This window comes from Sorangium sp. So ce1014, assembly GCF_051521505.1.
Classification (GTDB): domain Bacteria; phylum Myxococcota_A; class Polyangia; order Polyangiales; family Polyangiaceae; genus Sorangium.
Genome location: NZ_CP150356.1, coordinates 7,534,830 through 7,555,968 on the forward strand (window position 1 = coordinate 7,534,830; position 21,139 = coordinate 7,555,968).

Below are 21,139 nucleotides of genomic sequence, written 5' to 3' on the forward strand. Positions count from 1 at the left end.
GGGTCTCGTGTCAAGCAAGGTGCGACGCGTCGAGCCTGCCCGCTTGCCCTGCCGATGTCCGGCCACCCCTGAAGGCGGCATCCATCAAGTAGCGTAAGCGCCGAACAGGGACAAGCGAAGCTGTCAAGATGTTGCTCTGCGGACATACCGGGAGCCATCCGACAGACGCAGCGCAGCGCAGCGCAGCGCAGCGCAGCGCAGCGCGGTCGCCGGTCTAGCCGAGGTCCCGCGCGAGCTGAGCGGCGAGCAGGCGCGCCACCGCCGGGAGGGCGAAGGGCCAGGCGTAGCGGAGGGTGACCGACGGGTGCTCGGCGCGGAGCCGCGCGATGGCCTCGGGCCGAGGCGCCTCGGCGCCGCGCGCTCCTCAGAACCACTCCGGTCGCATCCTGGCGTACGCGTCGTCGCCCGAGCGGCAGAGCGCCGCGAGCGCCTCGACCCGCGGCAGCTCCGTCGAGAACCAGTACTGCGCCGCGCACAGCTTGCCCTCGTAAAAGCCGGCCGGCGAGGCCCCCCGGGCCAGCCCCTCCCGGGCCGCCGCGGCCATCGCGAGCCACTGCCAGGCGACCACGAGGACCGAGACGAGCTCCAGGTAGTCCGCGCTGTGCCGCAGCATCCGCTCGACGTCGCCGCGCATCCCGGCCTCCGCGAGGTGGGCCGTCAGCTCGCCGAGCAGCGACATCGACGCGCCGAGGCGCTCGCCCCACGCGGGCTCGACCCCGGCCCGCTGCGCGCGGCCGATCGCCTGCTCGACCTCGCCGCCGAGCGCCAGGAGCGCCGCGCCGCCCCCGGCCACGACCTTGCGGCCGAGGAGGTCGAGGCCCTGGATCCCCGTCGTCCCCTCGTGGATCGAGTTGAGCTTCTGGTCCCGGAGCCACGCCTCCGGGAGGTACTCGCTCGAATAGCCGTAGCCGCCGTGGACCTGGAGGGCGAGGGCGTTCGACTCGAAGCCCTTCTCGGCGGGGAAGGTCTTGGCGATGGGGGTGAGCAGGTCGAGGAGCCGCTGCGCGCGCTCCCGCTCCGCCGCGTCGGCGGCGTGCGCCGCGAGATCGGCGTACCGCGCCGTCGTGGCGAGCAGCGCGAGGCTGCCCTCCACGATGGCCTTCTGCCGGAGCAGCATCCGGCGCACGTCGGCGTGCTCGAGGATCGGCACCTGCGGCGCCGCCGGGTCCTTCGCGCCGAGCCGCCGGCCCTGCGGCCGGACGAGCGCATAGCCGAGCGCCTCGTGGTAGGCCGCCGAGGCGGTGGCCGCGCCGTTCACGCCCACCATGATCCGGGCCTCGTTCATCATCTGGAACATGTAGGCGATGCCCTGGTGGGGGCTGCCCACGAGGTAGCCGTGGCAGTCGCCCCGCTCGCCGAAGCTCATCGCCAGGCTCGGGAGCCCGCGCCAGCCGATCTTGTGGATCACGCCGGCGACCTCGACGTCGTTCGGGACGAGCTGCCCGCCCTCGGGCCGCCGCTTGGGGACGGCGAACAGGCTCACCCCCTTGATGCCCTGCGGCGCGCCCTCGATGCGGGCCAGCACGAGGTGGACGATGTTCTCGGTGAGGTCGTGATCGCCGCCCGAGATGAAGATCTTCGACCCGCGGACGAGGTAGTGCCCGGCCTGGGTCGGCTCGGCGCGCGTCTGCACGTCGGCCAGGCTCGAGCCGGCCTGGGGCTCGGTGAGCGCCATGGACCCGGTCCACTCGCCGGCATACATCCGGGTCATGAAGGCGGACCTCAGGGCGTCGTCGCCGAACGCCTCGATCAGGTGCGCCGCCCCGGTCGTCAGCCCGAGGTAGCCGCACGCGCTCAGGTTGGCCGCCTGCAGGTAGGCGCCGGCGAGCGTGGCGACGACGAGCGGCAGCTGCTGGCCTCCCACCGCGGCCGGCCGCGTCGCGGTGAGCATCCCGAGCTCGACCATCGGCCGGAAGACCTGCTTGAGGGCGGGGTGCACCGTGACGGCGCCGCCCTCGAAGCGCGGCGGAGACGCGTCCACCGGCCTGTAGGTCGGGAACAGCACCTCCCGCGCGAACCGCCGGCAGCTCTGGAGGTAGAGGTCGAACGTCTCCCGCGCGTGATCGGCGAAATAGGGGAGCTCGCAGAGGCGCGGCGCGTCGAGCACCTCGTAGAGGAGGAACTCGACGTCGCGGTCGTTGAGCAGCGGGTTCTGCGCAGGGGTCATGGGGTGCTTCGTCGGCTCCGACCGGTCCGCTGAGGTGAGGCCATCGCCCGAGGATAGCGCGGGCCACGCGAGACGGGATCCCCCGAGCTCCGGCGCTCCAGGACGCAGCCCCCCGCGTCCTGGACGCAGCATCTCCCTCCTCGACGGCGCGACGCCCTCGCGGCATCGCGTTCTTGCGCTCTCGCAGCGGCGGTCGGGGGCTCTCGCCGATTCGCGCTGGCGTCGGCCACTCAGGCAAGCTTGGGGAGGAGCTCACTTCTTCTCATGCGCGAGAGGCCTCGCGCGACATCGCCGCACGCGAGGCAGGCGTGCGCCGCCTACACATGGAACGTCCCTTGCTGAACTGACCATGGACCATGGACCACGGACCACGGCATTGCCCCTCATCCATGGATCACCGAGTCGGTGACGAGATCGCGCGCGTCTCGCGCTCGTCACCGGACCCGATCGAATCAGCACGGAGGATCTATGAAAACCGCTCGAAAATCCACGCTCGCCTCCGCCCTCGTCACTTCTTGTCTTGTCGGAGCATCCGTTATCGGCTGCGGCGCCGGAGCGACGCAGGACGACTTCGAGGTGACCTCCAACTCCCAGGCGGGCCTGCTCGCGCGCGTCGACTACGACGAGGGTGGGTACGTGGAGTTCCTGCGAGATGAAGAGGGCGGCATCTTCATCGGATCCGTCTTCGAGAAGACAGGCTTCGACCCGCTGCGCGGCATCCAGCTCGGCCGCGTCCTGCCGAGCGAGCTCTTCACGCACCTGACGAACCGGGAGGCACCTGCGGACCTCATCGCCGCGGAGCGCGAGGCGGCCCTGCTGTCGAGCCCGGAGGCGCTGGCGACGCGAGAGCAGCCGAGCGACGCACGAGCCCTCGGACCGAGCGGCGCGGAGAACCTGGGTACGGCGTCGTCGGCGATGTCGGAGTCGGAATTTGCATCGCGCCACTGCCCTGCGGGGATCGACTTCTGCGGCCTGGGGGTCACTGGCAACCAGAACGTCAACAGCGATGGACGCGTCAAGAAGGCAGAAGGCGACGTCGACGTCCTGGCGGGCTCGCTCCGCCTCCGCGTGATCCGGAACAGGCTCGTCGGCGGTGATGAGACGCTGGGCACGTATCTCGGCAACGCCGGCTTCCAGGTTCACTTCTCCAACGCGACCCCCGGCCTCAAACGGACGATGCGCGTGGTCGTGGACCGGGCCGAGAGCGCCACGTACCACCTGGCGGTCAACTTTTCGGGCTGACCTGTGCTTCCAGACATGCCGGAAGCCCGTTCTGATTGCGCGAGGCGCTGCCGAGGCGTTTGGTGCTAGAGCGACAAACGGGTTGAAACTGCCTGAAAAGAGCAGAATTTCGAGCCGCCAAGGCGCCAAGGACGCCAAGAGGAGAACAAATTCTTGGCGTCCTTGGCGCCTTGGCGGTCCATTTCTCGGTCGCGCAACGTGATCGGTGCTCCAGGAGGTGGTCAGCCTCAACACGGCCGGCCCTTGCGTCCCCTGGTTCGGGGCGCCCAACGTGCTCATCGAGCTCGACCAGGAAGAGCCAGCCACGCACCTCGTCGTACAGCACGACATCGGGCAGTTTGGGCACCACGGGCCCCGTGGACACGTCGAGCCCGAGGCGGCCCAGCGTGTAGCGAAACGACCTGAACGCGTCGTCACCCGGCCGGGAACCATCGTCAGCCGGGGAGGAACCCGTCGTCACTCGGCCCGGAGCCATCGTCAGCCGGGGAGGAACCCGTCGTCACCCGGCCGGGAGCCATCGTCGGCCGGGGAGGAACCCGTCGTCGGCCGGGGAGGAACCCGTCGTCGGCCGAGGTCGAGCTCGTCGTCATCCGGCGGCGACCCATCGTCATCCAAGGTCGAGCTCGTCATCATCCAAGGTCGAGCTCGTCGTCATCCAAGGTCGAGCTCGTCGTCATCCAGCGGGGCGGGGCCGGCATCCGGAGGTGAACCGGCAGCATCCGACCGACCGTGCTGCGCCACCATCTCCCGAGCTCCACAGGCCGGACTGCCGGGCTGAGGATACGACAACTTCCCCGACGTACAGGGGCCGCGGGGCGGGCGGGGCCTGGCTGGGGATCACCCGGACGCGCGTTGCGCCAGACGCAGGGGCGGCTGCCTCGAGGATGGCGTCCTCGGAGGATGCGCGCGGCTCGAGGCGGCGCTCCTCCTTATCGACGCCGCCAAGGGTGCTGACCGGCGGCGTTCGGGTACGCTGATCGGATGCAGGCCTTGCGAAGCTCGAAGCAGATCCAGGTCCACACCGGCCACGGGAGCCTCGCTCCGGCCCTGATGCTGGCCGCCGCCGCAGGCGCCGGCTGCGGCGGTGACGATGGCGGCAGCACCACCGGCGATCCCGGGAGCGGCGGCCGTGGGGCTGGCGGTGGGACCGGGGATGGACCAGCGCTGCTCGTGGGCAACACCCGCGGCGACAGCGTGTCGCTCTACGATCAGGAGAGCGGCGCGTTCCTGCGGGACTTCATCCCCACGGGCAGCGGCGGGTTGAAAGAGCCCGACTTCCTGCTGATCCACGAGGACGGCTTTCTGTACCTCAGCAGCGGCGCGGACGCGACGAGCTCGGCCGTGCTGCGGTTCCGCGCCGACACCGGCGAGCCGGCGGGCGTCTTCGCCCGAGGGGGCGGGCTGCTGCGGCCCTACGGCATCGCGTTCGGCCCCGACGGCATGCTGTATGTGTCGAGCTTCCGCACCGATCAGCTCCTCCGCTACGACGCGGCGACCGGCGATTTCGTGGACGTGTTCGCCGAGGGCGACGCGATGCCCGGCGGGCTCAATGGGCCGAACGGGCTCGTGTTCGGCCCGGACGGCATGCTGTACGTGACCACCCAGGGCAGCGTGGCTGTGAGCGGTGAGCCGACCTTCCCGGGGCTGCCCAGCCAGGTGCTGCGGTACGATATCAGCACCGGCGAAGGGGCCGTGTTCATCGACGAGCCGGCGCCCTCGCCAGACTCGGCGGGGTTCATCAGCCTGCTCGGGCTTGTGTTCGGCCCCGATTGCGACGCCGGAGAGTGCGACCTGTTCGTGAGCGATTTCGCGAACGACATCCGGCGCTACGACGCGACCGGCGCGCTCCTCGACACGCTGCCCACTGGCTTCACTGAGACCACGCCGCGGGGCAATCACATGGGCGGGCTGACGTTCGGTGAAGGGCGGCGGCTGTTCACGGTGGGGTTCGACGCGATGAACGACGCGGCGCCCGGGACCCTTCTCAGGTTCGACAGCGCGACGGGGGATCCCCTGCCGGCCGAGGGGCAGAGCGGGGCGGTGTTCGTGGCCGAGGATACGCGGATGAAGCGGCCTATCGGGATCACCACGTGGCCATGAGCCCGCGCCTGCGCGGGTCCGCGGGGCGGGCAGGCCGGCTCACGTCGGCGCGCTGCCGGAGCCTTGCCGCTGACGATCAGCTGCTTGATGTGCTTGTAGGCGGCGTCTGCCCATTCTCGCTGAAGACGGGTCTGGGCATCGTCGGCGCTCCTGCGACGTCGAGGTTCGCGCTGGTCATGGCTGGCGCACTGGCCGGCGGGGCGCTCGCGCTGTGGGGGTTCGACTGGACGATTGGGTGGTGGCGGGGGAGAGCGGGAGGATGGAGATGAGCATGAACCTGCGTGATATCGACCTGAAGAAGCTCAACAGCATCACGAAGTACCCGAGCATCCCGACCTACCATGCGATGGGCGACGGCGGCCGGCTCACCGAGGAGCGGCAGGTCGGCTTCGAAGGCGAGGTGTACCTGTCCGAGAAGGTCGACGGGACGAACAGCCGGCTCATCGTGTCGTCGGACGGGGACTACATCATCGGGAGCCGCGAGGAGCTGCTCCACGCGCGCGGCGATCGGATCTGGAATCCGTCGATGGGCATCGTCGACGCGGTGCGCCCGGTGGCGGAGCGGTTCTTCCAGAGCGGCCGGTGGACCTCGGCCGTCATGGTCCTCTTCATGGAGACCTACGGCCGTAACGTCGGCGGCAACGCGAAGCAGTACACCGGTATGAAGACCGTGTCGGTGCGCCTCTTCGACGTCATCGTGTTCGATGGAGAACTCGAGGAGATGGCCCGGAGGAGCCCGGAGGAGATCGCTGCGTGGCGGGAGAACGGCGGGCAGCCGTTCGTCGGGTCCGAGCTCACGGCGGCGCACGCGGAGGGGCTCGGCATCGAGCCGACGCCGCGTCTCGGGACGGTCACAGCGCAGGAGATACCGATGTCGATTCAGGACACCGCGGCGTGGCTCGCATCGAAGCTCGACCGGACGCGCTGCGCGCTCGACGACGGCGCTGGCGGCGCGCCGGAGGGCATCATCGCGCGCTCGGCCGACAGGAGCCGGATCGCCAAGCTGCGCTTCGAGGACTACCGGCGCACGTTGAAGGGGTCGCGCCGATGAGCTTGGAGAGGTACTTCCGGCGGGCGCACGAGGAGGCGCGCGCCTTCTGCCCCCGCGAGCAGACGCTCCAGGAGGTTCTCGATCGGGCGATGGTCGACGTGGACAGCCGGCCAACGCTACGTGAGCGCGGAGACGGGGCCGCAGCGTGTCGGCTGCTCACCATGGTGGACTGGGACCGCGTGCCGCGTGCTTGGTGGCCGGAGGTGTTCGAGCGGTTCTGCGAGGTGCTCGCTGGCGACTTCGGGCCCGAGGGCTTCGACGCGGCCGAGCGCGCCCGACTTCAGCAATCGGCGCGGAGACCCTGAACGGCAAGCCGGCCATCGTCGTCCGGTCGCGGGGGTGGCTGTGAGGAACGGGCGAATCTGGATCGAGGACGGGCGCTGGCACATCGAGGCCGCGCCCCACGTGGCGATCCGGGCGAAGCGGGTGTTCGGGCAGCTCGGCGCGGGGCACGTGGGCGTGCTGAAGCTCAAGAACACGCCCGACGTCTGCCGGGATATTTCCTGATTCTGCGAGCGCTACCCGATGCAGATGAGCTCCGAGCACGAGCGCTACCTGCGCGAGCGCGCCACGGGGCACCGCGAGCAGGAGCCCCTCGTCGCGAAGCTCCTCGCCGTCCACCGCGTCGAGGCCGCTGCCGCGCGCGCCGGCGTCGGCGCCGCCTGCTACCGGTCGTCGCTGCTCGCCGCGGCGGATGAGGTGCGCGGGATCGAGGTGTCGGAGCAGCCGCAGGCCGAGGCGACCCGGCGGCGGAACGCCCTGATCGCCACGGTCGAGCGGTGCGCCCGGTTGCTACGGGGCGGGAACGACGTGCGGCCGGTCGTCACGGCGCTCGGGCAGGTGGCGCAGCAACTGCGGCGGCTCGTGGTGGTGGCGATCGAGCCGCTGGGACGGAGGGAGGACTGATGGCGACCTCGATTCAACGGGAGCGCGGGCGCGACTTCCACAGGTCGTGCAGGCCGACCGCGCCGTGGACCACGGCGACGGCGGCCCAGATGAGCGGCAGCCAGGCGACGGCGCCACCGGACAGGATCGCCGCGACGAGGACCCACAGGTCGTGCACGTCGCAGATGAGGGAGACGGCTTCGATGAGCCACGTAGCGAACTTCATGCCCCTATGCCGCGAGGGAGGGGGACTGGTGTGATTCGCCAGGCGGCGCGTGGCGGGACGCAGCGGAGGCGCGCGTGACCGAGCCCCGCCGGACCATCGACGACGTGCTCGCCGAGGGGCGCACGGAACTAACCCCGGAAAGCGGGGTCAGTCGTGTAACCCGACGCCGGGGCTGCTCTCGTGCCGCCTGGGCGTCCTGGGGTCCCGCCGGGCCCTTAAAAACGGCCGGACCAGGGATCGGAGAATAGGCGCGGACCAGGGATCGGCCGGATTACCGCCGGCGTCGAGTGAGAATCTCCTTATGCGCGCGGCCAGGCATGTGGAACTACGCCCCCTATGCCCTCTCCGCCTGCTCCTTCCTCTTCGACATGACCTACCTGCTGCTCGACGCGCAGGCGGGTCGCCCCATCGACCTCCCGAGGCTCCTGCTCAGCTTCGCGGCGATCGTCATGACGCGGCCGCCGCGCCGAGGAGGTGATGGCTGAACGCAGGGCGCCTGCGAGCACCTAGGCGAGCGCCTCCGCGAACGGGGTGCGGAAACCGAACGCGGGGCGCAGCACCGTCACCTTGAGCGAGCCGAGCGCGTCGCGCGCGATCGAGCTCAACCTTCGGCGACGCTGGCGCCGGTTCAGCAGGAGCGCCGCCCGGAGGTCGGACGGGAGCGCCCTCGGCGGGGGGGATCGTGATGGTCTTCTGGCCGGAGGCCGGCGACAGCTTCCGGGCGCGCGAGGCGTGCGACTTCAGCGAAGCGGCGAGGCTGAGGCGGATCCGCGTGCGGTCGCCGTCGCAAGGGGCTAACGCCGGTCCGCGCCGCGCTCGCGGAGCCCGCTGCGGGGCCCGCCGGTACCGCAGGCGCTCCCCGGCCGGCGCAGACCGGGCCGGTCCGGCAGTTCCCCGGGGGCAAGGGGGCTCCGTCTCGTCTCGGGCAGGGCTGCGCCGTCGGCGCCCTCCGGCCCGCAGGCGCGTGAGGACGCCCACGTTGCTGCCGTGGAGCCTGGCAGAACTCGATGGCCGCCTAGCCGGCGACCCGGCGCTCCAGAGCCCGCGCCAGCGCGGACAGTGGGCGGGCGCGGACCAGCCAGAGGGCATCGTGCGGCTGCATCACCGCGACGGCTGGACGGCGATCTCGTTCTGGGACCGGAGAACTCGATGGCCGCCTAGCCGGCGACCCGGCGCTCCAGAGCCCGCGCCAGCGCGGACAGTGGGCGGGCGCGGACCAGCCAGAGGGCATCGTGCGGCTGCATCACCGCGACGGCTGGACGGCGATCTCGTTCTGGGACCGGTCCGGCGACGAGCGCTACGGGTCGAGTTCGACGCTGATCGCCTCGGGCACGCACACGGCCAGGGAGATGGTCGAGCTGTTCGAGCAGAGCTTCCCGGCGATCTGGGAGCGGATCACCCGGCGTTTTCAGCCGGCGATACCGGCGGAGGGGACCCGGCCGGAACCAGCGCCGCGGCTGCGGATCGGGGGGCCGGCGATCCGGGTGGCGACGGGGCCGAGGAGCGGCAGGAGATCGCCGAGGTGATGGTAGAGGAGATGGGCGAGCGAGCGCCGGCGAGGCGCGTCGCCACGGTGGGCGGCGGGGAGAGGAGCGATCGGTGAGGAACAAGAAGCCGAGCAGGTTCGAGGCTGAGCGCGCGCGCGAAGCGGAGCGGTGGGCGGCGCCCCCTCGTGACCCGACACGCCCGTGGCGCGTGGTCGTGAATGGCGGATCGTGCGGGGAGTACGACGAGGCTGGCGCACGCGCCGAGTTCGAGGCGGCTCTCGGCAGATCGATCGAGATCCCGCGCGAGTATTACCGCGACAGCTTTGCGCGCATCACGAAGACGAGGGTGGAGCTGTCCCGCTGGGACGGGAACGCGTGGGTCGGTGTGCCCGATGCCTCTCGCGAGATCGTGGTGGACGTTCACCTGAGCGGGAAGGGCGGGTAGCGACGTGAGCGATCTGGGGACCGAGCAAGAGGCGCGGGATGCTCGCGCGGCGGCAGACGGGCGACGATGAGCCGGTGCGCCCGATCGTTGGCGACCGCGTGGCGCAGCACCGGCACACCTTTGGTCCGGAGTTCGCGGTCGAGTGGCGCGAAACGGCTGGCGAGGAGCTGGCGGTCGTGGAGGACCCCGAGGCGATCGGCGGCTGGGTGGCGCTGGTCCTCTGGCCGGAGCTGCGCTGGCGCGAGCGCTACGGGGTGCACGAGGCGATGGACTTCAGCGAGAGGGCCGGAGGTGCGCGGATGCGGGTGATGGCAGCGGGCGAGCGAGAGCGGAGTGCCGACTGAGGCAAGGCGACGTTATGCCTGGAACGGCCGTGAGCAGTGTCGGGCGTCCAGGGATTCCATGCGCGCGGCATTGACGCGTTCAGGGGCGTGGATAAGCTCCGTCGACCGCTAATCAGGGCGGACTCGGAGGTGTCGAAAATGGCAGACAACACGGACATTCCTGGGCCCCAGGATCGCGAGACCATCAACCGCAACCAGCCTCACGAGGTGAAGTACTGGGCTCAGAAGTTCGGCGTCACGGAGCAGCAGCTTCTCCAGGCGATCAGTACCGTGGGTCCCAAGGTCGGTGACGTGCGGCGCTACCTCAAGAAGTAGCAGCGGTACAAGAGCGAGCGCTGGTGAGACGGCCGCTGCGGAGCTTATCCTCTCGGCGTGAAACCCGTTTCCGGCTGCCCCGACAAGCAGTGCCTCGCGACCGACCCGTCGATTCGGTCGCTGTTCGACGCTGAGCGCGTCCACATCCCTCCAGACATCCTCGCCCGGAACGGGCCGGGTGACACCGCTCTCGTCTGCCGCCACTGCGGCTTCGTCTGGTTCTCGCCGCCGCCTGAGCCGTTCGTCCAGCGTCCGGGCACGCCGGCCGGGTACGTGGAGAACGTTCGCTTCATTCCGGTCGACGTCCATCACCCGCTGAAGCGCGCACCGTAGCTCGCCGAACCACTCGGCGGCGCGGGCGCCTGCATCGGGGACGCAGCGCCTGCAGTGCTATCTGCAGGCGCAGACACCGCCATGCCGCGAGCAGCAGCCGCGCTTCACCGTCGTGCAGGTCGGCGAGACGCTGCCGTCGCAGCAGCAGACCCGCCCGACGTCGCGCTCCATCGACGATGGCACCTCGCGCGCCTGCGCCGCGGACCGTTCCTGGGCCAGGCGAGCCGCATCCCGCTCCTGCTGCTGGCGCTCCTTCGCGCGATCTGCGGTTCGGGCCTGCAAGACGCTGAGCTGCCGACTGAGCTTTGCCGCCTCGGCAGGGCTTTCGGCCGCCCGCTGGATAAACCGCGTCGTTTCGCCGTCACATGCCTCGCCCGCGCACGCGTCGCGCAGGGCTTGCTCGCGCTCCGAGGGGCGCATCGCCCGGTAGTACTGGACTCGTGACGCGGCATGGCTTGGCTCTGCCTGTGCGCCTTGGCGCCGTTCCGTCACCGGTGCCAGCGGGCCGGTGACGGTCCGGTCGTTCCTTGCCTCCACGAGGCCCTGCTGTTCCCGTGGCGGTTCGCGCTCAGCGCTCCCGCGCTGGATGCCGTTGAAGACGAGGGAGGCTCCGCAGGAGCCCAGGAACGCCGTCGCCATCATCGCCAGCGCGGCGCACCCGACCCCGCAGTAGCTCCCCCGGTTCCCCATCGGCCGATGGTACGCGCGGGAACGGCGCACCGTCTGCGCAAATAGCCGCGGAACAAGCGGCGACATGGTAGCGCCAAATGCTGGCGTTGCGGCGCGAAATCCTGGCGCCACACTCCGCCCATACACAGGGAGACCGTCAGGACGGTCGGGGGCGGGCGCCGGCTCAGCTCCCAGGTGATGCTCGAGCGGGCGGCGCTCGGCGGAGCCACGCAGTCAGCGGTCGCCGTGGAGCAAGCGCTCCGAGCTCCGCCGCAAGGCGCTCGGGGACGCCGCGTAGCGCATCGCAACAACCTCCCGGGCCAGCCCAACGCCCGGAGGACGACGTGTGCCCGCGGCACGCCGATGCGCCTCTTGTCTCGCTCTGCGCCGCCCGGGGCCCGCTCTTTCGACCCATGAACGAGGCGTCACGACGCTCGCGGTCCCGCCACTTCGGTTTGCCGCGCCACACTTCCTCGCGCTGCGATCCGGCTTCTTTTACCTGCGCGCACGCACGACCGCGTGAACACCGAGCGCCGCGAGGGCCATTCCGGCGACCTGCATCAGGCTCAGGGTCTCGCCGAAGAGTCCGAACGCCATGAGGGCCGCGACCGGCGGCACGAGGTAGAGGAGCGTCGCCACGCCCACCACCGCGCCCTGCCGGATCAGATAGAGCAGGAGCCCGACCGCACCGATCGAGAGCCCGAACACCGCCCAGAGCAACCCCGCGCAGAGCGGGAGCGTGAGATCCATCCGGCGCTGCTCGGTCAGCAGCACCATCGGCAAGGTGACGACGGAGGCCCCGATGTACTGGATGACGGCATTGACCCGCAGGTCGACCCCGCCGCCCGTGCGCTTCTGCCAGAGGGTGCCGAGCGTCATCGACAGCATCCCAAGGACCGCGACCCCGAGCGAGAGCGGCGGCACGCCGGCCCCGAGCTTCGGGAACACAACGAGGCAGGCGCCCAGGAAGCCGAGCCCGATGCCGAGCCAGCTGCGCGGCGAGACCCGCTCGCCCAGCAGCGGCCCGGCGAACGCCGCCGTGACCAGCGGTTGCAACCCCGCGACCAGCGCCGAGATGCCCGCCGGTAGCCCGTGCTTCACCGACCAGAACACCCCGCCGAGGTAGAATCCGTGCAGCAGGGCACCGGCCACGAGACCGTCCCGCCATGACCGCGCCGATCTCGGCCATTGCGCCCGCGCCATGACCGCAATGACGGTCAGCACGAGCCCGGCGAGCGTGTAGCGCACCAGAAGAAAGGTGAGCGGCTCCGCGTGAGGCGCCACCAGCCGCGCGACAATGAACCCCGTCGACCAGATGACAACGAAGAGCGGAGGCGCGATGCGGGCGAGGCGCTGGGAGGGCATGGAAGGGAGGGCGGGCGGAGGCTGGACGTGCGGTGTTACAGCAGGACGAGGAGCACCGCAACGGGTGCGCTCAGGAGGAGCAGACGCATTCCGATCAGAGCCCAGCCGGGCTCGAGGTCAACACGCCGCCAAGCGATGTCCAGCTCGACCAGCCACCATCGTAGTACTTGTGCCAGATGGCGTTGTCGGTGCCGCGCGCGAAGACGACCAGCCGCCCTTCGGGCGTGACGGCGGAGCCGGGCTGGTCGACCATCGCGCCGCCGAGCGAGAGCCAGCCGGACCAGCCGCCGTCATAGTACCTGTGCCAGATCGCGTTGTCGGGGCGGCGCGCGAATACCGTCAGTCGCCCCTCGGCCGTGACGACCGCGGAGGGGCCCGACGCGATGGCGCCGCCGAGCGAGATCCAGCTGGACCAGCCGCCGTCGTAGTACCGGTGGACGAGCTCGCCGCTCGTGCTCCTCGCGAAGACGACCAGGCGCCCATCGGCCGTGACGACCGCCGCCGGATCATGCGTGGTCGCGCCGCCGAGCGAGATCCAGCTGGACCAGCCGCCGTCATAGTACTTGTGCCAGATGGCGTTGTCGGTGCCGCGCGCGAACACCGTCAGTCGCCCCTCGCGCGTCACGGTCGCGGCGGGGGCCGAGGCGAGGGTGCCGCCGAGCGAGATCCAGCCCGACCAGCCGCCGTCATAGTACTTGTGCCAGATGGCGCTGTCCGTGCCCTTCGCGAACACCGTCAGGCGGCCCTCCTGCGTGAGCGTGGCCGAGGGCGCCGAGGCGAGGGTGCCGCCGAGCGAGGTCCAGCCGGACCAGCCGCCGTCATAGTACTTGTGCCAGATGGCGCTGTCCGAGCCCTTCGAGAACACGACGAGCCGCTGCGTCACGTCGCGCAGGATCGGGGACTCCTCGAGGATCGACGTGATCCTGACGCCGGCGTTGGCGCCTCCGATCGAGGTGCACCCGCCGTTCGTGTGGACGCCGACGAGCTTGCCAGACGGGCCATGCAGCACGCCTGAGCCGGAGTTGCCGCCGAGCGTGTCGAGGGAGCCATACTGGAGATAATCGCCGCTGAAGCTGCTGGCGGGGCCCGCGTCGATCTGCTTGGGCTCGCCGCTCGGGTGGCCGATGACGGCGAGCATGTCGTTGACCGCGGCGTCCGTCGTGGAGACCACCGTGAAGCCGTAGCTCGCGGCGGCGCTCTGCGCGAGCTGCACGACGGCGTAATCCAGGCCGCCTCGCCGGTACTCGCGCAGGGACACGATGTCGAACGACACCGCGGTCCTGAGGCCACCGCTCGGGTCCTCCTGGTAATTGAAGTTGACGCGCATCTCGGCGGCCCCCTGGCTCGCCGAGATCGGCGTGTTCGCGGCGGTCCGGGGCCAGGTCCAGTTACTGCCGTCAGGATCGAAGCAATGGCCGGCGGTCAAGAAGAGGTTGTGCGCGATCAGCGTCCCGGAGCAGGTGCGGGTGCCGCTCACGTTGCCCGGGTTCGCGTAGCGGGACGCGAGATCGCTCTTCCATTGGATCTGCCCGACCGGCGCCTGGTGCGCTCCGACGAACCCCGCCGTCACGCCGAGCGTGCCGTCGTACGGCTCGACGTGCTGGAAATCGATCGTGCTGCCGCAGATGCTGGGCTGGGATACCTCGCCCACGAGCTGCTCGTCGAGATCAGGCACCACCACGCAGCCCATCATCATCGCCGATGCCGCCATCAACGCGCTCGAGACCATCGCGGAATATCGCATGTCGATTCACCTCGGGTGGTGTTCTGCAGGTCGACGGGGAGCCCTCCCGGCGATCGCCGGATACGGCGGCGGAAGGGGGACGTCCCTGCGTGTCCGGATGAATAGCAACCTTGATGCCACCGGCGCGCGTGGCCGATCGGGGCGATTCGCTCGCGAAAACGACCGTTGCGCGGGCCTCGAGGCGCCCGGTCAGAGGCTGGAGTCTTCAGGGGTGGCGGCTCGGGCCATCACCTGGAGCAGCGGTCTGCTCCACCCGCATTCCGGGGCCGCGCGACGGCGGCGGCGGCGGCGCGTCAGCCAGACCTCCCCACGCAACGACCGGCCCCCTAGCGCTCGGGCGCGGCGGGGTGCGCCGGACCGGCGGGCGCCCGGCGCCCTGCGCGCCGCGCCCGGAGCCGCGCGACGCGCCCCTGCACGTCGTCGGCGACCACGTAGAACGCCGGCACGACGAGCAGGCTCAGCGCCGTCGAGACGAGGAGGCCGCCGATGACCGCCGCGGCCATCGGGGCCCGGATCTCGGCCCCGGGGCCGAGCGCCAGCGCCGACGGGACCGCGGCCATCATCGTCGCCGTCGAGGTCATCAGGATCGGGCGCAGCCGCACCGGGCCGGCGCGGAGCATCGCCGTGCGGGCGTCCATGGCCTCCCCTGCCCCGCGCTCGCGCCCCGGTTCATCGTGGGCCGCGCGCCCGCCCTCGCGCCTCACCTCGATCGCGTGATCCACGAGGAGGATCGAGTTCTTCTTCACGATCCCCATGAGCAGGAGGATGCCGATCATGCTGAAGATGTTGAGCGTGTGCCCCGAGAGGTGCAGCGCGAAGGCGGCGCCCGCGATCGACAGCGGCAGGATCGTCAGCACCGTGACCGGGTGCAGGAACGAGTTGAACTGGGACGCCAGCACCATGTAGGCGACAAGGATCCCGAGCCCGAGCGCGAAGAGGAGGCCGCCCATCGACTCGCGGAACGTCACGCTCGCGCCCCCCAGCACAAGGCGGTAGCCGGCCGGCAGATCCCGGCCGAGCTCCTCGACCCGGGCGACCGCCTCGCCCTGGGAGTGCCCGGGCGCGATGTTGCCGAAGATCGAGATCGCGCGCTCCCGGTCGCGGCGCGTGATCGCCTGCAGCGCCGGGAGCTCCTCGTACGTGACGACCGACGTCAGCGGGACCAGCGCGCCCGACGCGCTCCTCACCTGGATGCGCGCGAGGTCCTCGGGCCGGCTCCGCTGCTCGGCGAGCAAGCGCGCGCGGACGTCGATGCGGCGCCCGTTGTCGTTGAACTTGGCGACGCGCCCGCCGCCGACCAGCGTGTTCAGCGTCGTCGCGATCGCCTCGACGCTCACGCCGAGATCCGCGGCGCGCGCCCGATCCGGCAGGATGCGGAGCTCGGGCATGCCGAGCTGGTAGTCGGTGTCGAGATCCACGACGAGGCCGCTCTGCGCGAGCTCACCCCGCATGCGCTCGCTGTGCTTCGTGAGCTCTTCAAACGAGGGGCCGCGGATCGAGAACTCGATCGGGAAGCCGCGCTGCGCCGTGAACCCCGACTGCGAGAGGTCCTGGACCACGGCGCGCAGGCCGGGGTAGCCGTTCAGCTCCTTGCGGAGGACGCCCTGGAGGTCGGCCTGCGAGAGCGACCGCTCGTCGGCCGGCATCATCGTGACGAACAGGATGCCCGTGTTCACGGCGCCCCCGCCGAAGCCGCCGACCACGGCGAAGACGCGCGACACCGCCGGGTGCTCGCCCACGAACGCCTCGGCCCGCTGGAAGAGCCGGTCGGTCTCCTCGATGTCCGAGCCGACCGCCGTCTGCAGGCGGACCATGAGCCGCCCCTGGTCCTGCGACGGGACGAACTCCGTCGGGAGCCGCTGCATCGTGACGATCGCGCCGGCGAAGAGGAGCGCGCCGAGCAGGACGACCACGAGCGGGAACCGGAGCGCCCGGGCGAGCAGCCAGCCGTAGCCGCGGGAGAGGGACTCGAAGCCGCGGTCGACGAGCCGCCCGAAGCGGCTCCGGCCCTCGCGCGAGACGTCGAGGATCTGCGCGCAGCGGGCCGGCGCGAGGGTGATCGCCTCCAGGTACGAGAGGAGCACGGCGATGCAGAGGGTCACGCCGAACTGGAGGAAGAAGCGGCCGACCACCCCCTCCATGAAGATGATCGGGATGAAGATCGCGACGACCGCGAGCGTCGCGGCGAGCGCCGCGAAGGTGATCTCGGCCGTGCCCTCGCGGGCGGCACGGACGCGGTCCTTCCCCGCCTCGGCGTGCCGGTGGATGTTCTCGAGCACCATGATCGCGTCGTCGACGACGATGCCGACCGCGAGCGAGAGCCCGAGCAGCGTGAAGGTGTTCAGCGTGAAGCCGAGGAAGTAGATCGCGGCGACCGTGCCGAGCAGCGACATCGGGATCGCCAGGACGACGTTGAGCGTGCTGGAGAGCGAGCCGAGGAACATCCAGCAGACGAGGGCCGTGAGCGCGATGGCCATGGCGAGCTCGAGCTCGATCTCGTGGACCGACTCCTCGATGAACTTCGTCGAGTCGAAGTTCACCCCGACCTCCATCCCCTCGGGCAAGGTCTTCTCGACCTCGGCGAGCGCGGCCCGGACCCCCTGCGCGACCTCGACCGCGTTCGAGCCCCGCTGCTTCCTCACGCCGAGGCCCTGCGCGGGCTGGCCGTTCACCCGGGCGAGCCGGCGGACGTCCTCGAAGCCGTCCTCGACGAGCGCGACGTCCTCCAGGTACACCGTGCCGCGCGCCGACGACGGCGGGCCCGCCGGCTGGACGGCCCCGTCCGCCGGCCGGGCGGCGGGGCCGAGATCGCCCTGGCGGAGGACGATCTTCCTGAAGGTCGCGAGGTCGAGCGCCTCCCCCATCACCCGCACGTTCACCTCGCGGCCCTCGGTCTCGATGCGGCCGGCGGGGAGCTCGATGTGCTGGCGGCGCAGGGCCTCGGTGACCTCGGCGACGGTGAGCCCCCTGGCGGCGAGGCGCTCGGCGTCGAGCCAGATGCGGACGTTGCGCTCGAGGTAGCCGCCCAGGGTCAGCTCGCCGACGCCGGGCACCGTCTGGAGCTTCTCCTTCAGCCGGTAGCGCGCGATGTCGGCGACGAGCTGGGGGGAGAAGGGGCCGGAGAGCCCGACCCACATGATCGGCTGGTCCTCCGGGTTGCTCTTGGAGACGACCGGCGGGTCGAGGTCGAGCGGCAGCCGCCGCTGCGCCTGCGAGATCTTCGTCTGCACGTCCTGGAGCGCGACGTCGACGTCGCGCGACAGGTCGAGCTCGATGGTGACCGAGGCGCTGCCCTGGCGCGACGTCGACGTGATCGACCGGATCCCCTCGACCTGGACGGCCGCCTCCTCGAGCGGCTCGACAACGTCGTGCTCCATGATCTCGGGGGCGGCGCCCTCCAGCGTGGCGGAGATGGTGATGGTGGGGAAGTCGACGTCGGGGAACTGGCTGATGCCGATGCGCGACACGGCCACGAGGCCGAAGACGACGGTCGCCGCCATCAGCATCCAGGCGAAGACCGGCTTCCGGAGGCACGCTTCGGTGAGGCTCACGGCGCGCTCCGCGTCGAGCTGGCGGGGGAGGTCGCCGGCGCCGAGCCGGCCGGCGCCGCCGATGAGCTCGCGGGTAAGGTCGGCGGCGGCGAGCCGGCCGATGACCCAGGCGGCGAGCCGGCCGATGACCCAGGCGGCGAGCCGGCGCCTTCGCCTTCCCTGGCGTGCCCCGCGGCCTGGCCTTCGGGCATGCTGCCGGGCTGCGCGGCGCGGACCTGGGAGCCGTCGCGCAGCGCCTCTGCGCCGCGCACCACAAGGCGCTCCCCCACGGAGAGCCCCGACTTGACCTCGACGCGCCCGTCCGCCGTGCGCAGCCCCAGCGAGAGCACGCGCTCGCGCGCGGTGGTGCCGTCGACCACGTAGGCGAGGAACCCGCGCTCGCTCGGCCGCACGGCGGTCTGCGGGATCACGGGCGCCTCGCCGCTCGCGCCCACGGGCACGGTCACCTCGGCGAAGGTGCCGGGGCGGAGCAGCTCCTTGCCCTCGCCCTGCACCTCGCCGGTCACGGCGACCATGCGCGTCGCGGGATCGGCCGCGTCGGCGACGTGCGTGAGCTCCGCGGTGTAGGCCCGCGCGTCGCCCTTCACCGTGAAGCGCGCCTCCATGCCGGTCCGGACGCGCGCGGCGTCGGCGGCGGGGATCTGGAAGCGGAGCAGGAGCGGGTCGCGGCGGAGGAGCGTCGCGAGCACCGTGCCGACCGCCACGTGCTGGCCGGTCTGCACGGTGCGCGTCTGGATCCTCCCCTGGATGGGCGCGCGCACGTACGCGTCGCGCAGGTTGAGGAGCGCCTGGTCGACGGCGACCTTCGCCTCGGCGACCTGCGCGGCGGTCGTCGCCGACCTGGAGCGCCACGACGCGACGTCTTCCTTGCTGAAGACGCCCTCGGCGCCCTCGGCCTCGCGCCGCTCGAGGCCCGAGGCGGCCTCGGCCTGCGTGGCGGTCATGCGATCGAGCGTCGCGCGCGCGGCGCGGACGGCGAGGTTGTACCGGGCCGGATCGATCTCGACGAGCACCTGCCCCGCCTTGACCTCGTCGCCCTCCATGAACCGCACCGTCTCGACGACGCCGGCGACGCGCGCGGTGAGCTGCACCTGCTCGAACGCATCGACCGAGCCGACGGCGGGCACGGCGTACTCGACCCGCTCCGCCGCGACCTGCGCGATCTCGACCGGGAAGCTCATCCCCTGCTTCCCTGGCCTGCGCCCCTGCTCGGGCGAGGCCTCCTCGCCCTTCTTGCAGGCCGGAGAGCCGATGAGGACAAGGCCCGCCACGAGGGCGAGCGCGGCGACGCGAAAAGGTTGGAGCGCCATCGAGTTGGAGGAGTAGCGCAACTCGCGGCCCAGCGCGCGTGCTTCGGCGGGGCGGCGTGCCGGGCGTGCCGCGTCACGCCGGCCACAAGGCGCCTCGGAGGGGCGCGGCGCCCCCTACAACTTGCTCTCCGGCTTTCCCGCGCTCGGCGGTGGAGCCCCGCGCTTCGCGCTCCCGCCTCGCGGCGCCGGTAGAGCGCTTCCGGAGGAGGTCGCCACCGGGCTCGAGCTCACCGCAGCCGGCGGCGCCGCCGGCGAGCTCCCGTCAATTGCAGGGAGGGCAGTCCCCGTCGCAGTCGACGTCTTCCTCTTCCCCATTCCGCCGGCCGTCGCTGCACGTGCGCGGCTGACACGTGCCAGCGAAGCAAATGCCACTCTCGCAGTTCTCGTTGGCCCGACACTTGTACCCATCTGCACAAGGGTAGCACCCGTAGCCACAATCCACGTCGGACTCGTTACCGTTCTGCACGCGATCAAGACACCTGTCAACCGAGCATGTCCCGTCTTGCCCGCACACGCCCGTGAGGCAGTCGTACTTGTTCTTGCACGGCCGCGTTATCCTGCATGGATCACAATGACCGCCGCAGTCCATGTAAGTCTCCCCAAAATCGGGATCGAGCATGCCGTTCTTGCACTCGAGGGGAATACAGTCCCCGAGGAGGGAGCAGAACAGCGTCGAGTCAGCGCAGTCCGCATCGTACAAACATGTAACCTCCTGTCCACTGCCATCGCAGAACCCAGCGCCGGAGGGCGCGGGGGAAGGCGCTACATACTTGCTGACGGGCCCCGTCGGATCACACACGTCATCGGTGCACGGGTTGCCATCGTCCCACACGTCATTCGGGTCGCGCTCGGCGACGCGTCGCCCATCATGGCAGCGGGTGATCTCACAGTCGCCTCGATACTGGCTCCTCGATGTCTCAAGCAGCTCGATCTCGCAGGCGCCTTCGATGCAAGCCATCATCCCGCATCTCGGGTCCATATCATAAGGAAATTCACAATCCGCTGCGGTTCTGCATTCCGGTGGTGGCGTGTAGGGGGGCGGTGGAGTGTCCGAGCAAGCGAGCCAGGACGAGGCGACGATGAGCGCCGCGAATGCCGCGACGAAGCTTCCAGGTCTCTTCATGATCCCTCGTGTCAGATATCCGGGCGGTCGATGTACAGCGGGCACGAGAGGCAGGGGCCGCCGCAATCGCGACCAGCCTCGTCGCCATTCATCACTCCATCGCTACAGGTCGCCTCGCGGCACACGCCGTCCACGCACACGCCGCTCTGGCACGACTCGTGTGAGCTGCACCGCTCTCCTGAGTCACAGGCGGGGCACGATGGGGCGCCACAATCCACGTCCGTCTCCGCTCCGTTGAGCACACGATCGCCGCAGCGCGCGTGCGCGCACGTCCCGTCCTCGGCGCAGATTTGCTCGACGCAATCGTCGTCGCTGTCGCACGGCTGTCCGGATTCGCAGGGATCGCAGGGGCCGCCGCAGTCGAGCGCGGTCTCTCCGGAGGACACATCCAGGATGCCGTTCTCGCACCATTCATGGACGCACCTGCCGGACGCGGAACATGCATAGGATGGGTTTCCACAGTCCTCATCTCGTAGACAACCAACCCACTTGCCCCCCTTGCAATACCCCGACGTCTCCGGCGACGCCCCGGTCGGCTGAGGCAGGTGCGAGCCAGCTCCGTCTGTGCAGCCGTCGATCGTGCACTCGTTGCCGTCGTCGAAGACGTCGCTCCCCGAATGCTCGACCCGGATCTCCCCTGCATCTCCGCATTTGACGATACGACAGTCGCCAGGGAGCTGGTGGTCGAGCTGCTCGCGCAGGGCCAACCTGCAGACTCCGGCGACGCACAGAGCCTGACCGCACCGTGGATCCACGGGTCCCAGGCAGTCCCGAGTCGCCTC

Annotated in this window: 19 protein-coding genes; 12 read left to right on the forward strand and 7 right to left on the reverse strand. The window is 70.8% G+C overall.

Features of this window, described 5'->3' with window-relative positions:
* Positions 1–364: 364 nt before the first annotated feature.
* On the reverse strand, positions 365–2,167 hold the full coding sequence (locus WME75_RS28345; protein ID WP_437477389.1) for an acyl-CoA dehydrogenase: 1,803 nt from the start codon (positions 2,165–2,167) through the stop codon (positions 365–367).
* 468 nt (positions 2,168–2,635) lie between these two features.
* Here WME75_RS28345 and WME75_RS28350 point away from each other — a divergent pair, with 468 nt between their 5' ends.
* The 6 genes from WME75_RS28350 (at position 2,636) to WME75_RS28375 (ending at position 7,466) form a co-directional block, all read left to right on the forward strand.
* A complete protein-coding gene (locus WME75_RS28350) occupies positions 2,636–3,409 on the forward strand; it encodes a hypothetical protein (RefSeq protein WP_437477392.1) in 774 nt (257 codons plus the stop codon).
* A gap of 981 nt (positions 3,410–4,390) precedes the next feature.
* Entirely contained in the window at positions 4,391–5,509 is a 1,119-nt protein-coding gene (locus WME75_RS28355) for a Vgb family protein (RefSeq protein ID WP_437477395.1), read from the forward strand.
* A gap of 271 nt (positions 5,510–5,780) precedes the next feature.
* Entirely contained in the window at positions 5,781–6,560 is a 780-nt protein-coding gene (locus tag WME75_RS28360) for an RNA ligase family protein (RefSeq protein ID WP_437477398.1), read from the forward strand.
* Positions 6,557–6,865 carry a hypothetical protein gene (locus WME75_RS28365; RefSeq protein ID WP_437477401.1) on the forward strand — a complete coding sequence of 103 codons (309 nt, stop codon included), beginning with the start codon at positions 6,557–6,559 and terminating at the stop codon, positions 6,863–6,865. The genes WME75_RS28360 and WME75_RS28365 overlap by 4 nt, the downstream gene beginning before the upstream one ends.
* A 34-nt stretch (positions 6,866–6,899) precedes the next feature.
* Positions 6,900–7,067 carry a hypothetical protein gene (locus WME75_RS28370; RefSeq protein WP_437477404.1) on the forward strand — a complete coding sequence of 56 codons (168 nt, stop codon included), beginning with the start codon at positions 6,900–6,902 and terminating at the stop codon, positions 7,065–7,067.
* Positions 7,068–7,091: 24 nt separating this feature from the next.
* Positions 7,092–7,466: a hypothetical protein gene (locus tag WME75_RS28375; protein WP_437477407.1), complete on the forward strand. Its 375-nt coding sequence runs from the start codon at positions 7,092–7,094 to the stop codon at positions 7,464–7,466.
* A 13-nt stretch (positions 7,467–7,479) separates the two neighbouring features.
* Here WME75_RS28375 and WME75_RS28380 read toward each other — a convergent pair whose 3' ends face one another.
* Positions 7,480–7,671: a hypothetical protein gene (locus WME75_RS28380; protein ID WP_437477409.1), complete on the reverse strand. Its 192-nt coding sequence runs from the start codon at positions 7,669–7,671 to the stop codon at positions 7,480–7,482.
* 317 nt (positions 7,672–7,988) lie between these two features.
* Here WME75_RS28380 and WME75_RS28385 point away from each other — a divergent pair, with 317 nt between their 5' ends.
* The 6 genes from WME75_RS28385 to WME75_RS28410 all read left to right on the forward strand — a co-directional run bounded on the left by WME75_RS28385 (position 7,989) and on the right by WME75_RS28410 (position 10,595).
* Positions 7,989–8,156, forward strand: coding sequence for a hypothetical protein (locus WME75_RS28385; protein WP_437477412.1), 168 nt, complete (start codon positions 7,989–7,991; stop codon positions 8,154–8,156).
* Positions 8,157–8,903: 747 nt separating this feature from the next.
* Positions 8,904–9,197 carry a hypothetical protein gene (locus WME75_RS28390; RefSeq protein WP_437477414.1) on the forward strand — a complete coding sequence of 98 codons (294 nt, stop codon included), beginning with the start codon at positions 8,904–8,906 and terminating at the stop codon, positions 9,195–9,197.
* Between the two features lie 73 nt (positions 9,198–9,270).
* Complete coding sequence (locus WME75_RS28395) at positions 9,271–9,603, forward strand: hypothetical protein (protein WP_437477416.1); 333 nt, start codon at positions 9,271–9,273, stop codon at positions 9,601–9,603.
* Between the two features lie 38 nt (positions 9,604–9,641).
* Complete coding sequence (locus WME75_RS28400) at positions 9,642–9,947, forward strand: hypothetical protein (RefSeq protein WP_437477418.1); 306 nt, start codon at positions 9,642–9,644, stop codon at positions 9,945–9,947.
* A 138-nt stretch (positions 9,948–10,085) separates the two neighbouring features.
* Positions 10,086–10,262, forward strand: coding sequence for a DUF3606 domain-containing protein (locus WME75_RS28405; RefSeq protein WP_437494945.1), 177 nt, complete (start codon positions 10,086–10,088; stop codon positions 10,260–10,262).
* 57 nt (positions 10,263–10,319) lie between these two features.
* Positions 10,320–10,595 (forward strand): hypothetical protein, encoded by a 276-nt coding sequence (locus WME75_RS28410; RefSeq protein WP_437477421.1) that lies wholly within the window; start codon positions 10,320–10,322, stop codon positions 10,593–10,595.
* A 57-nt stretch (positions 10,596–10,652) separates the two neighbouring features.
* Here WME75_RS28410 and WME75_RS28415 read toward each other — a convergent pair whose 3' ends face one another.
* The 5 genes from WME75_RS28415 to WME75_RS28435 form a co-directional block, all read right to left on the reverse strand.
* Positions 10,653–11,351, reverse strand: a complete 699-nt coding sequence (locus WME75_RS28415; protein WP_437477423.1) for a hypothetical protein — start codon at positions 11,349–11,351, stop codon at positions 10,653–10,655.
* A gap of 408 nt (positions 11,352–11,759) precedes the next feature.
* Positions 11,760–12,629 (reverse strand): DMT family transporter, encoded by an 870-nt coding sequence (locus WME75_RS28420; RefSeq protein ID WP_437477425.1) that lies wholly within the window; start codon positions 12,627–12,629, stop codon positions 11,760–11,762.
* Positions 12,630–12,723: 94 nt separating this feature from the next.
* Positions 12,724–14,373, reverse strand: coding sequence for a trypsin-like peptidase domain-containing protein (locus WME75_RS28425; RefSeq protein WP_437477427.1), 1,650 nt, complete (start codon positions 14,371–14,373; stop codon positions 12,724–12,726).
* Between the two features lie 326 nt (positions 14,374–14,699).
* A complete protein-coding gene (locus tag WME75_RS28430) occupies positions 14,700–17,924 on the reverse strand; it encodes an efflux RND transporter permease subunit (RefSeq protein ID WP_437477429.1) in 3,225 nt (1,074 codons plus the stop codon).
* On the reverse strand, positions 17,921–19,234 hold the full coding sequence (locus WME75_RS28435; RefSeq protein ID WP_437477431.1) for an efflux RND transporter periplasmic adaptor subunit: 1,314 nt from the start codon (positions 19,232–19,234) through the stop codon (positions 17,921–17,923). The genes WME75_RS28430 and WME75_RS28435 overlap by 4 nt, the downstream gene beginning before the upstream one ends.
* Between the last annotated feature and the right edge of the window lie 1,905 nt (positions 19,235–21,139).